The organism is Salinibacter pepae (assembly GCF_947077775.1).
GTDB classification, from domain to species: domain Bacteria; phylum Bacteroidota; class Rhodothermia; order Rhodothermales; family Salinibacteraceae; genus Salinibacter; species Salinibacter pepae.
In genome coordinates this window covers 198,590-212,086 of sequence record NZ_CAMTTE010000001.1, presented here as the reverse complement: position 1 = coordinate 212,086, position 13,497 = coordinate 198,590, and the positions used below count along the sequence as shown (strand labels likewise).

11 protein-coding genes are annotated in these 13,497 nt (G+C 66.0%); 5 read left to right on the top strand and 6 right to left on the bottom strand.

Annotation, left to right across the window (positions count from 1 at the left end):
• Positions 1 to 39: 39 nt before the first annotated feature.
• Entirely contained in the window at positions 40 to 2,334 is a 2,295-nt protein-coding gene (locus tag OJA40_RS00915) for a peptidase domain-containing ABC transporter (protein WP_208426385.1), read from the bottom strand.
• Positions 2,335 to 3,605: 1,271 nt separating this feature from the next.
• On the opposite strand from OJA40_RS00915, the gene panC reads away from it, so the two are divergent.
• The 3 genes from panC to OJA40_RS00900 all read left to right on the top strand — a co-directional run bounded on the left by panC (position 3,606) and on the right by OJA40_RS00900 (position 6,111).
• Positions 3,606 to 4,493 carry a pantoate--beta-alanine ligase gene (gene panC / locus OJA40_RS00910; RefSeq protein WP_208426384.1) on the top strand — a complete coding sequence of 296 codons (888 nt, stop codon included), beginning with the start codon at positions 3,606 to 3,608 and terminating at the stop codon, positions 4,491 to 4,493.
• A 40-nt stretch (positions 4,494 to 4,533) separates the two neighbouring features.
• On the top strand, positions 4,534 to 4,974 hold the full coding sequence (gene panD, locus OJA40_RS00905; protein ID WP_208426383.1) for an aspartate 1-decarboxylase: 441 nt from the start codon (positions 4,534 to 4,536) through the stop codon (positions 4,972 to 4,974).
• 282 nt (positions 4,975 to 5,256) lie between these two features.
• Positions 5,257 to 6,111, top strand: a complete 855-nt coding sequence (locus OJA40_RS00900) for a 3-hydroxyacyl-CoA dehydrogenase family protein (RefSeq protein ID WP_208426382.1) — start codon at positions 5,257 to 5,259, stop codon at positions 6,109 to 6,111.
• A gap of 89 nt (positions 6,112 to 6,200) precedes the next feature.
• Here the strand turns inward: OJA40_RS00900 and OJA40_RS00895 are convergent, their stop codons facing one another.
• Entirely contained in the window at positions 6,201 to 7,163 is a 963-nt protein-coding gene (locus tag OJA40_RS00895; protein WP_208426381.1) for a PhoH family protein, read from the bottom strand.
• A 125-nt stretch (positions 7,164 to 7,288) separates the two neighbouring features.
• Here OJA40_RS00895 and dapF point away from each other — a divergent pair, with 125 nt between their 5' ends.
• Positions 7,289 to 8,125, top strand: a complete 837-nt coding sequence (gene dapF / locus OJA40_RS00890) for a diaminopimelate epimerase (protein ID WP_263809824.1) — start codon at positions 7,289 to 7,291, stop codon at positions 8,123 to 8,125.
• Between the two features lie 33 nt (positions 8,126 to 8,158).
• On the opposite strand, the gene OJA40_RS00885 is transcribed toward dapF, so the two are convergent.
• Positions 8,159 to 10,234: a peptidylprolyl isomerase gene (locus OJA40_RS00885; protein WP_208426379.1), complete on the bottom strand. Its 2,076-nt coding sequence runs from the start codon at positions 10,232 to 10,234 to the stop codon at positions 8,159 to 8,161.
• Between the two features lie 249 nt (positions 10,235 to 10,483).
• On the opposite strand from OJA40_RS00885, the gene OJA40_RS00880 reads away from it, so the two are divergent.
• Positions 10,484 to 11,395: a M90 family metallopeptidase gene (locus OJA40_RS00880; protein ID WP_263809823.1), complete on the top strand. Its 912-nt coding sequence runs from the start codon at positions 10,484 to 10,486 to the stop codon at positions 11,393 to 11,395.
• Here the strand turns inward: OJA40_RS00880 and OJA40_RS00875 are convergent.
• The 3 genes from OJA40_RS00875 to rplU all read right to left on the bottom strand — a co-directional run bounded on the left by OJA40_RS00875 (position 11,388) and on the right by rplU (position 13,451).
• The gene (locus OJA40_RS00875) at positions 11,388 to 12,629 is read right to left on the bottom strand and encodes an aminotransferase class V-fold PLP-dependent enzyme (protein ID WP_208427447.1); all 1,242 of its coding nucleotides are present in this window, start codon (positions 12,627 to 12,629) and stop codon (positions 11,388 to 11,390) included. The genes OJA40_RS00880 and OJA40_RS00875 overlap by 8 nt on opposite strands.
• 103 nt (positions 12,630 to 12,732) lie before the next feature.
• On the bottom strand, positions 12,733 to 12,993 hold the full coding sequence (rpmA, locus tag OJA40_RS00870) for a 50S ribosomal protein L27 (protein ID WP_011404169.1): 261 nt from the start codon (positions 12,991 to 12,993) through the stop codon (positions 12,733 to 12,735).
• Positions 12,994 to 13,043: 50 nt separating this feature from the next.
• Positions 13,044 to 13,451: a 50S ribosomal protein L21 gene (rplU, locus tag OJA40_RS00865; protein WP_263808319.1), complete on the bottom strand. Its 408-nt coding sequence runs from the start codon at positions 13,449 to 13,451 to the stop codon at positions 13,044 to 13,046.
• Positions 13,452 to 13,497: the final 46 nt, after the last annotated feature.

The window sequence follows — 13,497 nt, the reverse complement described above, 5'->3', positions numbered from 1 at the left end:
TCGGGCCACGAGGAGGCGCGAGGCACCAGGACGCGCCGGTTAGGACGGGACCCCGTCTCCCTGCACCGTCGAGACGAGGCGCGGAAAGTGGCGCCGCAGGAAGTCGTCGGACTCGCCGTTCAGCTGATCCGCCGCGCCCCGCCACACGATTTCGCCCTGCTCCAGCACGAGTACCTGATCGGCCCGGCGCACGGCCGTCGGGTTGTCGTCGGCCGCGGAGACGATGGTCCACGCGTCGTGCCCGTACAGGCGGTCGGCGAGGGTCTGCTTCACCGGGTCCTCGATGCCGTTGAACGGCTCGTCCAGGATCAGCAGTCGGGGATCCCCGATCACCGCCCGCGCGATCATGATGCGCCGGACCATGCCCTGTGGCAGCCCGAGGCCCGCGGACGTGATGGGCGTCTGCAGTCCGTCGGGAAGGTCCAGGATGGCGTCTTCGAGGCAGGCCAGGTGGAGGGCCTGCTCCACGGCGGCGTAGCTCAGCGAGCGGCCCATGGTGATGTTCTCCTCCACCGTGCCCTTGAACAGCTCGTCGTTGGACAGGGCCAGGCCCACGACGCTCCGGTATGCCTGCGGGTCGAGGCGGGCGATGTCGTGTCCGTCGAACGTGATCTGTCCCTGATCGGGGGTGTGCATCCGCACGAGGGCCTGCGTGAGGGTCGTTTTGCCGGCCCCGCTGTCCCCGACGATGCACAGGTGGTCGCCCGGCGCTACGTCGAACGAGACGTCACTGAGTGCCGGCGAGGCGTCCTTGTACCCGATGGTCACGTTGCGCACCCTAAGCGGGGCGGGGCCGGAGCCGGAGGGCACCTCCTCCCCGCCGACCTCCTCCAGGGGCTTCTCGGTCACGTGCAGGATCTTGCTGATGGCCGTCAGCAGGTCGTAGCCGGACGCGAACAGCTGGACCAGGTTGAAGCCGTTGTTGGTGAGGTATACGATCAGGAGCTCCGCGGCGACGAACTGGCCGAGCGTGATGTCGCCCTGCGTGACCAGGTACCCGCCGATTCCGAGGGCGAGCCCGACGATGATGGCCCGGAAGGCCGCCGCGGCCGCGAGCTGACGCCCAAAAATGCGGAAGTGGTTGCCGCGCGCCCGAACGTAGTCGGAGGCGAGCCGGTCGGTGCGGTCGTGCACGTACGACGGGGATCCGTTCAGCTTGAAGCTCTGCTGACACCGGGCGAGGTCTTCCAACCAGTGGGCGGTGGCGTACTTGAAGCTCGACTGTTCGATGCTCGTTCGCAGGCCGCGTCGTCCCAGGCCCCAGATGAGCACTGGGGTGAACAGGACGGCCATCAGGCCGACAATTAGGAAAAACGAACTGTAGACCGTGAGTAGAATGAGGCTCACCAGCGCGATGAGCGCGTACACCATCCCGTCGAGGAGAATTTTCGACAGGCTCTTCTGCATCGAGACCACGTCGAAGAACCGGTTGACCAGGGCCGGGCCGTACTCTCCTTCCAGCTCCGACCGTTTCATGAGGGGCAGCCGGTAGGCCATCTCCATGGAGGTGGAGGCAAAGAGGCGACGCTGCAGCATGTCCACCGTGTAGTATTTCAGGATGTCGAAGCCCCCGTACAGCAGGAGTCCCACGGTGATTGCGACGCACAGCACCACGATCTGATTGGTGAACGTCCCCAGCGACACCGAGTCGATGATGCCCTGCGACGCGAGGGGCACCGTGAGCGAAAAGATGGCCACCATGGCGGCGTAGACCGCCACCGTGACGAGGTCCTTGCCCTCGTCGCTGAGTAGGCTGAGGAGACTGGCGAAGGTCTCCTGGATGTTCTCGCGGTGGTCGTGCGGGTCGTGGATGTATTCCGCCGACCGGATGCCCGAGCCCGACGAGGACTGCCGTTCGCTGTCGAGAAAATGAGGCGTTTCCCCTTCGATGTGGAGAAACGACACCGTCCCGTCGGGCCCAGCCAGGGCGTCCGGGCCCACGCGTCGCACCTCGTCCTGCCCAAAGCTGCGGACGGACAGGACGCTGGCGCGGGTCTCCTCAACCACCCCCAGACTCCGGTCCGGCATGAGCACCACATCGCCGGGGGCTGCTTCCTTCAGCACATCGGAGGGCGACAGGGACTGGGGCTTCATCACCAGTCCACGAGCGCGGCCGTAGTCGGCCAGAAGGCCGAGGATGGTGTCCGGGGTGACCGTCTTCACCTGCAGAAACCCGCGGAGGCGCTCGGGGCTCACGTCCCGGTCCACGCGCTGCTGGACGACGCCAAACGCCTCGACAGCCTGTTCGGTCAGCGATGGGTCCGCAGAGGCCGCCCCGGCTTCAGGGACTGTTTTCGACTGGTCGCTGAGGGCTCCATCACCGCGTTTCGGCATCGGGCTGGGCTGTGAGGCTGGGGGACGTTGACATAACTGGTCTTTTGGAACAGCGGTACTATCGACGCTCTATCAAATTGATCTGAAAAAATGACGTAACGGCCGGAACGTGACGGTATCGTAAGGTGACGGGGCCTGGTTGGGCGGCTGTCTCCCGCGGGGCCGGATCCGTGGGGGCGTGCGGCCACGGGGCCCGGCTCGCCAATGCACTCCCTGCTGCGAGGCATTTCCGCCCCGGGCACAGGTCCTTCCTGGGCACAGGGCCTGGCCCATCCGTTATTTTGTCGCTGAGTCGGCGCGACTGAGCGCCCGAACGTGCTGGGCGGGAGCCGTGGGCGGGCTGTACCGGAGGGCGCGAACCAGATCCCGTCGAGTGCTTATACTAGAAGATCCAAATCGCCGGGGTGGCGGAATTGGTAGACGCAACGGACTTAGACAAATGAGTGCTGGGGCGGAAACGCCTCACGTAGATCTGCTCAAAGTCAGGGAAGCCTTTTGACTGGTAATCCTGAGCCAAGCCCGACCTCGGGAAGGTGCAGAGACTTGACGGGCAGCACCTACGTCCGGCCGGATACGGTGAAGAGAAAGTCCAGACCACGCCCCACCAATGAAAATTGGAGTGGTACGAAAATCCGTTGGGCCTTGTGGCCCGTGTGGGTTCGAGTCCCACCCCCGGTACCGCCGTTTGCTTCCCCGAGAACAAGTATGTGGGCCTGCCACTGCCCCGGCGATTGCCACCGGGCCCCCACGCCAACCCTCGTGGCATGCGGGCCTGCTCTGCGCCACCGGGTGCGTGCGGGACAGGGTTGAGAAACCTGTTGGGACTCGGTGTCCTGCAGCCGCTCCCCTGGAAGGGTGGAGACAATCCCTGGGCCGTCTCTCTGTCTTTGGCCGTGATTGCACGGGTCTGCATCTCGATCATGCCCCCCAACCCGAGTGGATCCGGCCGGAGTTGGCCTCAAAGACGGGCGCGCCGTTTCTAGACGTGTGGGCCTCCACGGCATCGGGGGTGCGGCGTGCACAGTGGACGCCTAACCGCTCCATGCGTGCCCCGTCGTTCACATCCCCCGCCCAGCGGCGGCCTGCACGCGGGCCGTCACACTTCGGAAGAGGGCCGCAGAGGAATCGAGAGGCGCCTACTGCCGGGGGCTTCGTGCAGGGGAAGACGGGCCTGGCGGCCACACCGTGGGGCACGAACTAGATGGGCGTGGCTCCGTAGCCCCGTGCGGCATCTGTTTGCAGTCTCGTACACCAACCCGACGCGCCCGCCGATGGAACTGCTTCGCACCGTTGACGCCATGCAGGCCCAGGCCGACGCGGCCCGGGCCGAGGGACAAACGCTCGCCCTCGTGCCGACCTTGGGGGCCCTGCACGAGGGACACCTGGCGCTCGTGCGCCGGGCCCTGACCGAGGCCGACCACGTGACCGTCTCTGTCTTTGTGAATCCCACTCAGTTTGGGCCGGGCGAAGACTACGACGACTACCCGCGCGATCTGGAGGGCGACCGGGAGACGCTGGAGGCGCTCGACGTGGACGCAATGTTTGCGCCGTCGGTTGAAGAGATGTATCCCTATGCCGACGACGAGGCCCTGCCCGGCCCTCTCGCGTGGGTCGACGTGGAGCGGCTCGACGAGCATCTCTGTGGCGCGTACCGCGAGGGGCACTTTCGGGGGGTCACCACCGTCGTGACCAAGCTCGTCCACGCCTGCAAGCCCGACGTGGCGGTCTTCGGCCGCAAGGACGCCCAGCAGTACGTCATCCTCCAGCGCCTCGTGGAGGACCTGCTCTTCGACATTGAAATTGTGGGCGTGCCGACCGTGCGGGAGCCCGACGGCCTCGCGCAGTCGTCCCGGAACGAGTACCTCGACGCCGAAGAGCGAGAGCAGGCGACGGTGCTGTACGCGGCCGTCACCGCCGCCGAAGAGGCGATCGAAGGGGGGGAACAGGCGGCGGAAGGTGTTGTTGGAGCGATGCAAAATAAACTCGCGGCGGCCCCCGACGCGGATGTGCAGTACGCAGAGGTCGTGGACGCCCACACCCTTCAGCCCGTCGACCACCTCGTGCCCGGGCAGGAGGTGCTGGCCGCCGTAGCAGTTTTCTTTGGTGAGACGCGTCTTATCGACAACACCTTCGTGCAGGTGCCGCCGGCCCAGGCGTAGGGGCCGGGCGCCACGCTTCTTGTGCAATTCCCTTCCACCCATGGACCTTTCGATGCTCAGGGCAAAGCTCCACCGGCTTCGCGTCACCGAGGCCGACCTGTATTATGAGGGGTCAATCACCATCGACGAGGAGCTGTTGGACGCCGCCGGTATGCTGCCCTACGAGAAGGTGCAGGTGGTGAACGTGAACAATGGCAGTCGGCTCGAAACCTACACGATCTCGGGGGAGGCGGGGGAGCGCACAGTGTGTCTAAACGGCCCGGCGGCCCGGCTGGCGGCCCCGGGAGACGAGGTCATCGTGATCGCGTACGCCGAACTTACCCCTTCTGAGGCCCGCGAGCATCACCCACGCGTGGTGCACGTCGACGAGAACAACGACGTGACGAAGACACGAACCCTCGACGTCGCGAAGGGAACGGGCGAAAACCTCGCGCCGGACGGCATGGAGGATGTCCTCATTGCCGAAGGGCCGCAGTCATGACGAACTACTCGTAGGGGGGCGTCGCGCCGCGCCGCGCCCCTCGCCGCTCCGGTCGTGCCCAGTTCCCCTTAGATCCCAGAAGCATCCTCTTCGGCGCCGCTAATATCCGTTATTGCAATTCAACCTTGCCGCCTGCCTTGCAAGGAGGCCGCGGCTGTCGTTGCGACCCTGCGGAACGGTCGGATTCCCACCTGAAATTCGTCCCGACGGGCTCGACACAGTGGGGCTGCAGGCCTAGATTACTTCCGCGCACTGAATCACTCACAAATCCTTCGCCTCAGCATGTCCGTGCATACCACCGCGGTCGTAGGGGCCGGTACGATGGGCAACGGCATTGCCCACGTCTTCGCCCTTCACGGCTACGACGCCACCCTCATTGACCTCGACGAGTCGCTCCTCAACGACGCCCGGTCGACGATCGAAGGGAATCTATCGCGCCAGGTCGGCAACGACGTGATCACGCCGGCGGACAAGACCGCGGCCCTCGACCGCCTCGCCTTCACGTCCAACACCCCGGAGGGCGTAGCGTCCGCCGATCTGGTCGTCGAGGCCGTGCCGGAGGCGCAAGAGGTCAAGTCGGAGGTCTTCGGGACACTGGACGCGCACGCCCCTGCCGACGCGATTCTTGCCTCCAACACGTCGTCGATTTCGATCACCTGGATTGCCGACCAGACCGAGCGGCCCGACCAGGTCATCGGGATGCACTTCTTCAACCCCGTGCCGGTGATGACGCTCGTGGAGGTGGTGCGGGGACAGCGCACCAGCGACGATACATTCGAGACGGTGGCCGGCGTTGCGGAGGACCTTGAGAAGAACCCCGTGGAGGTGGAGGACTATCCGGGCTTCGTGTCGAACCGCATCCTCATGCCCATGATCAACGAGGCCGTCTTTTGCGTCATGGAGGGCGTGGCCGACCCCGAAGACATCGATACTGTCATGGAGCTGGGGATGAACCACCCGATGGGCCCCCTTACGCTGGCGGACTTTATCGGGCTGGACGTGTGCCTGCACATCCTAGAGGTGCTCCACGACGAGCTCGGGGACGACAAGTACCGCCCGTGTCCGCTCCTCCGCCGCAAGGTGACGGCCGGCCAGTTGGGTCGGAAGACCGGGGAGGGGTTTTTCGAGTACGACTGACGGCTCGTTTGGGCAACCCAGGGCACGGAGAAGGCGGGGGCGGAGGGACTGCGTGAACCCTGCCGCCGCTCCTCGCGCGCCTTCCCAAATCATTCGTTGTGCTCCTCGTAGGCGGCGATGATGTCGCGCACCAGGCGGTGGCGGGCCACGTCCTCGCGCTCCAGGTACACGAACTCAATCCCGTCGATGCCCTTGAGGATGTGCTGCACCTGGATCAGGCCGCTGGCGTTTCGGTCTTGCAGGTCGGTCTGCGTAATGTCGCCCGTCACGACGGCCCGGCTGTGGGGGCCAAGCCGGGTCAGAAACATCTTCATCTGACTCGTGGTGGCGTTCTGTGCCTCGTCGAGAATGACGAACGAGGACTTGAGCGTCCGGCCCCGCATGTAGGCGAGGGGGACCACCTCCACCCGGTCCTGCTCCAGGGACTCGGCCAGCTCGTCGCGGGGCATCATCTCCCCGAGGGCGTCGTAGAGGGGGCGGAGGTACGGCGCCACCTTTTCGTAGAAGTCGCCCGGCAAAAACCCGAGCTCCTCCCCGGCCTCCACGGCGGGGCGGGAGAGGACAATCTTGTCCACCTCGTGGTTGTTGAGGGCGGCGACGGCCAGCGCCACGGCCACGTACGTCTTCCCGGTGCCGGCGGGCCCGATGGCGAACACCACATCGTTGGCCGCAGCCGACTGGACGAGGCGCTCCTGGTTGGTGGAGCGGGGCTTGATGATCTCCCCGTCGGGGGTGGTGAGGATCAGGTCGCGCGGGCCGGGATCCGTCGCTGGGGCCGAGGCGCCCGTGTCGTTCGAATCGAACAGGGCCAAAACCGTGTCAACGTCCTCCTCGGTGAGGTGCTCGTTGCGCTCGAGAAGGGTCATCATCTCGCTGAAGACCCGCTCGACCTTTTCCAGCGCCTCCGGCTCGCCTTCGAGGTGAATCTCCGAGCCCCGGGCCGTGATCTGGGTGTCCGGGAATGCATCCTCGATCTTTCGGAGGTGAATGTCGTTGAAGCCAAACAGCAGAAGCGGATCGGCACCGTCAATGCTCAGTTGTTTTTCGGGCAACGGGATTCGGGGCCTGATGAGCGCAGAGTACGAGTAAGTTTACGGGGGCTTACGGGGGGCAGCCCCAATCGTGCCGAGGGAAAATTGGAGGTCATGAGCTACGTATGATCGAGACGCGCAGCCGAATGGTTTCGTTTACCAAGATGCAGGGGACGGGGAACGACTTTCTCGTCCTCGACAACCGATCCGCTCAGCTCCGTCCGGACGAGCTGTCGGCCTGTGCGGCCGCCTGGTGCCCGCGCCGCTACGGAGTGGGGGCGGACGGGCTTCTGGCCCTCGACGCCCCGAAGACGTCGGCGGCCGACTACCGCATGCACTACGTAAATGCCGACGGTTCACGCGCGACCATGTGCGGAAACGGCGCACGATGCCTCTTTCGGTTCGCCCGACGGGCCGGATTTCAGAACGATCCGCTGGCGTTCGACACCGACGCGGGACTGTACCGGGCCACCACGGCGTCGGAAGATGATCCGTCGGGGGTGCGTCTCTTCGTGCCGGACGTCACGGAGGTCCGGGCGGACGTGGCGCTCGACCGATCGGTGCCCCAGGCCGTTCGGCGCCTCTGCTTCGCCCACGCGGGCACCGAGCACCTTGTGGCCGTGGTCGACGACCTCGATGCCGTGCCGGTTCAGAAGTGGGGACGCCGTCTTCGTCGCGATCCCAGCCTGGCCCCCGCCGGGGCCAACGTCAACTTCGTGGAGCTAGGAGGCGAGGACGGCCTCCGACTCCGCACCTACGAAAAGGGCGTGGAGGCCGAGACGCCGTCCTGTGGCACCGGGGTGCTGGCCGCGGCGGAGACCGCCGGCCGCCTCACGGGAGCCGATCCCGAGACGACCCTGCGGGTGCGTACGCCGGGCGGTAAGCTCGCCGTGGGCCGGGTCGAAGGGGGAACCTTGTATCTTCAGGGCCCGGCCGTATCGGTGTTTGACGGACGCGTTGAGCGCCCAAGAGACGAGCGATAATCGCTCCGTTCCCCGTCCCGTGCGGCGCAGTGCCTACCGCAACTGGCTGCGGTTGTCCTTGATCGTGGCGTCCTCCTTGAGGGCGGCGATCCAATTGGACGACACCTCCTGGCGGCGTTGCTTGAGCAGCCGCTGGCGCAGTTGCTTGCGCTTCTGATCCGTCAGCGGGGGCGGGGTGGCTTTCTGGGTGGTCTTTACGACGAAGGCCGCGTTCTTGCCCGCCACCACCCCGGAGGATTCGGCCTCGTCGAGCCCAAAGACGGTACCGACGAACTGCGGCTCCTGACCGAGCCCGGGGACGGTGCTGGTGGAGTAGGTGAGGTCCGACTGCGTGCGGAGCTCCGTGCCGAGGGCCTCCGGCAGGGCCTCGAAGGTGTTCTGGGCAAGGGCCCGTTCCATGCGCCGCGTCTGCACCGCGCGCTTCTTCTGAAGCTCCACCTGCGGCCGGATCTGCGACTTGACCTCGCTGAACGAGCGGTAGCCCTCCGGGGTGACATTCGTGACCTCGGCGACCACGAACTTGTCGCTCAGCTCGATGACGTCGCTGATCGCGCCGTTGGAGGCGGACTCCAGGAATTGAGACAGGGCGGCACTCTGGCCGATGCCGGGAACGGAGGACTGATCGGTCTCCACCTGAACCTCCTGCACCGACAGGCCCAGGCGCCGCGCCTCTTCTTCGAAGGCGCCCTCCTCCTCGGCGAAGTAGGCGAGATCGCCCAGCTGGCTCTCCTTGTCGGAGAGGGTCGCCCGGCTTGGGCTCAAGTTGTAGGCCAGGTCAGCCACCTGAACGGCCTGAGAGGCACGGGCCTCGACCCGAATGAGGTGGTAGCCAAATTCGGACTGGACGGGGCCGACGAGCGTCCCGGGCTCGGCCCCAAACGCGGCGTCCTCAAAAGCGTCCACCATGCTGCCGCGAGCAAACCAGCCGAGGTCGCCCCCGTCCGACGCCGAGCCGTCGTCGGAGTACCGGCGGGCCATTTCCGCAAAGGAAGCGGCCCCCGACTCGAGGCTGTCCCGAATTGCCCGCAATCGACCGGCCACCCCGGAGTCTGCCTGGTCGGTCTTCAACAGGATGTGGCGGGCGTGGAGGAAGTCGTTCTCGGCGGGGCGCGTGTCCCGAACCTTGAGGAGGTGGGCCTGGCCGCCCCCGAAGACAGGGCCGACGATCCGTCCGGGCTCGGGGGACGCGTACACCGAGTCGGCGACGCGGGCATTCATCTGGTCCGGGGTGCGGTACGCGCTCGAAAAGTCCTGGTCCGACGCGTTGTTAAGCAGAAAGAGAGAGTCGTTTTCGGTCGTGGCGAAGTCTGCTCGCAGGCCGGCCAGGTCGCCGGCAATCCCGGAGGAGTCCTCCGCCGTGGCCTCCTTAGTGGTCGTCGCGTACTGCAGGGTGACCGTCTTTTCGCGCTTGTATGCTTCGCGGTTGTTGTCGTAGTAGTCACGGAGGTCGGACTCGGTGACCGTAATCGAGTCGTCCGGGACACGAGCGTAGCGAAGGGCGACGTACTGGGCCGAGGCAGACGAATTCTGGCGGCGGTAGTAGTCTTTGATGTCCGCCTCCGATACCTGGATCGTCGATTGGACGAGGGAGCTCATTTTCTGCTGTCGCCGCTGCCGCCGGAGGAACTCCTCAAGCTTGATCCACTGGGTGCGGGCCTCGGGGTTGGAGGCCATGTTTTGCAGCAACTGATAGTTGATTTGCCCGGTCGAGTCCGCGAACTGGCGGCGGATGACGGGGTGTGGGTTCTCGCCGAACACCATTGCCTCCACTTCCGAATCGGTCACCGAAATCCCCAACCGCTTCATTTCCTGCTGCAGGAGCTCCTGGTTGACGACCTGGTTGTAGGCCCGCTCCCGCACGCGGCTCTCCATCTGGGGGTTCATGTCGCCGCCCATCTGTTGCTGAAACCGCTGGCGCTGACGTTTCAGGATGCGCTGGTAATCCTCATTCTGAATCGGATTGCCGTTGACCGTGGCCACGTTCCGGGTCGTCTGGTTCATGGCCGAAAAGACATCGGAGTCCTGGAGGGTCCAGATAATCCCGAATGAAAGAACAAGAATCCAGAGAATCACTCCGGTGTTCTGCCGGAGCGTGTTCATCGCGCCCATGGAGACGTGAGGGGGTTGGTGAGGAAGAAGTGTTCCGCGAGGCGGTTTTGATCAAGGGACCGAAGACTCCTGCACTGTACCTTGCTCCGTAACAGATTGTTCGCGTTGTGGACCGGATGGCCACGGCAACGAACGAGGGGCGGGCTGCGGGTCGCAGGCACACCAGCCGGTGCTGTGCGTTGCAACAATTCTTCGCACACGCCGATGCCTCAACGGGCGCTCACTGCCCGCAAGCGCTCTCTTTGCCCCATGCGCATTGTCCGACGCTCCTCCATACTCACGACGGGGCTTCTGGCCCTGCTCCTCGGCGGTGGAGGGGCGGTGGTCGGGCACGAGGCCACCCCGGTGGGGCCTGCGCTGGGCCTCCTCCCGGCGGTCGTGGTGCTGGCGGTGGGGCTCCGTCGTCCCTGGCGGCGCTGGCGGGTGGCCCAGACGGACCTCGTCCCCGAGCACGGCCGATGGCTTCGTGACCGAGTCCCCCTCTACCAAAAACTGGACGCGGCGGGCCGGGTCCGGTTTGGGCGCGATGTGCAGTTTGTCCTTGACGAGTATTCCTTCGAAGGGGTCCAGGGGGTGACGGTGACCGATGCGCTGCGGCTCAGCGTCGCCGCGGGCATCGCCACGCTGCTGCACGGGCGGCCCGCCTGGGAGCTCCCGGGGAGCCGATCGGTGCTGTTCTACCCGGATCGGTTCGACGAGACCTATCACGGAAACATCACGGCCCGCTACGACGGCATGGCCCATCAGCAGGGCCCCGTCATTCTCACGGTTGCCGCGGTGCGGCGCAGCTGGGAGCACCCGGGCGATGGCAACAACGTGGTCCTTCACGAGCTGGCCCACCTCTTCGACCTTGACAACGAGGGGGCGGACGGGGTGCCCTCCCTCGTCGATCCGGGGTCGGCCCCCGACTGGCAGGCGCTGGTGCGGGCGGAGATGCGACGGATTCGGCAGGGGCGATCCTTGCTGCGGCCGTACGGGGCGGAGGCCCCCTCGGAGTTCTTTGCCGTGGCGGTGGAGCATTTCTTCGAGCAGCCGGCCCCGATGGCCCGCCAGCACGGCGAGCTCTTCCGCGCCCTGGTCTCGTTCTTTCGCATTGATCCCCGCACCGGCACGACGGGCGACGCGGCGGTGGGGGCCGAGATGCAGCCGGGCCCTACGTGACGGGGCCGGCCGCGTCTACGGAGCGGGAGCGGTAGGCGCCCGTGTCGAGGGCGTCGCCGATTAGGTGGAAGGCCCGGTCGATCTCGTCCCGAGTATTCCAGACGAACGGGGCCATGCGGAGAACCTCGTTGCGGCGACTGTCGCTGTAGACGTGCTGCTGCTTGAGGTGGGCCGCGAGGCGCTCGGCCTCCGGCACTTCCAAAAGCACCATCGCGCTCCGTTCGCTGGGGGCGCGGGGGGAGCGCAGCGGGATGTCGAGGGCGTCGGCCCGCTCGATGGCACGGTCGGTCAGCGCAAGCGAGTGGTCACGGACGGCCTCCAGCCCCAGGTCGAGCAGCAGCCGAACGCCCTCGACGGCGTGGTACATGGGGGCCACGGGGGTGGTCCCCCCCAAAAACCGACGGCGCACGTCGGGGTGCGGGCTCGGCTCGGTGCGAAACTCGAAGGGCGCCGCGTTCCCGAACCAGCCGGTGAGCCGCGGGGTAAGCTCCAATCCGTCCCGGAGGTACAGAAACGTGTTTCCCGCCGAGCCGGACGCCTCCTTCAGCAGGCCCCCGACGTAGAGGTCACAGCCGAGCTGCGTCACGTCGATCGGGCGGGTGGCGGCGGCGTGGTAGCCGTCCAGCAGAAACAGCGCGTCGTGGCGTCGGGCACGTTCCGCAACCGATTGCAGAAACGAATCCGGGAGGCAGGCCCCGGTCGTGAACCCGACGTGGCTGAGGGCCACGAGGGCGGTGTCGGGGCCGATGGCGTCGAGCAGAGCCGAGCGGTCGACGCGGTGGTCGCCGGTGGGCGCAACGACGTGTGGGGTGAGGTCGCGGAGGTCACTCCACCGCTGCACGCTGTGCAGGACGGAGGGAAAGGCGGTCTCGGGAACGACCACTTCGGTCCCGCGGGCGGCCCCCTCGGGGCTAGAGAGGAGGCATTGGACCGTCCAGTGCACGCTCGGCTGCAGAATGCAGGTTTCTGGCGGTGCGCCCAGCAGGGGAGCGACGAATTCGTCGCCGAGGTAGGTCGGCAGTGTCCACCAGCCAACCGTCTCGTCCGCGTCGGGGCGCCAGTGGTTGGGGACCTCGTTCCAGGCGTCCACCCCACGCTGGCGCCAGTCCTCCGTAAACTGCTCCATCATGTGGGGCACCCGCTGGGGCTGCAGGCCGTGGGTAAAGGACCGAAACTCCACCGCGTCGGGCTCGTCCGGGAAGCGGTACGCGGAGGGAATGGGTGGGGTCGACATGACAGGGCGGAAGCACTAAACGCAAAGGAGCCCCACATGCAAAAAGCCCCTGCCGCACCGGGGCGAGAGGAGCTTCTTGCGGGGCAGAATGGTAGAAGAGGGCCTACGCCTCCTCCGGAACCACATGAACGTACTTGCGGTCGCCGCCACTCCGGGCGAACTTGACGACGCCGTGGTCCTTCGCGAAAAGCGTATCGTCGCTGCCGCGGCCCACATTGTGGCCGGGGTGGAACTTGGTGCCGCGCTGGCGCACAATGATGCTGCCCGCGTGCACGTGCTCGCCACCGTACGACTTTACGCCAAGATAGCTGGGATTGGAGTCACGGGTGTTTTCCGTTGACCCCATGGCTTTTTTGTGTGCCATGACAACCTCGTGGGGGTTGGTTCAACAAATGGATGCAAGGGAAAGGGGGGTTACGCCTCGGCCGGTTCGGCCTCCGCGTCCGCATCGGCCTCCGCGTCCGACGTTTCGGCAGCCTCTTCGCCGTCGGAGGACGCGGCGCCGGTCGCGTTCAACGACTCAATCTCAATCTGGGTGTACTGCTGCCGGTGTCCTCGCTTAACGCGGTACCGTTTGCGCCGTTTCTTCTTGAACACGATGACCTTGTCGCCCTTTACGTGCTCCAGCACGCGGGCGGTGGCGGTGGCGTCCGCAACGGTTGGTGTCCCGAGGGTGACATCCCCGTCGCCGTCGGACACGAGAAGCACCCGATCCAGGGTCAACTCCTGGCCGGCGGTCGCGTCCGAATGGTAGGGGACATACAAGGTGTCGCCCTCCTGGACCTTGAACTGTTTGTCTTTAACGTCAACAACTGCGTACATAAGGCGTCTCTGCTTTGGGGCGCCGGGTTGGCTACCGACGCGAGAG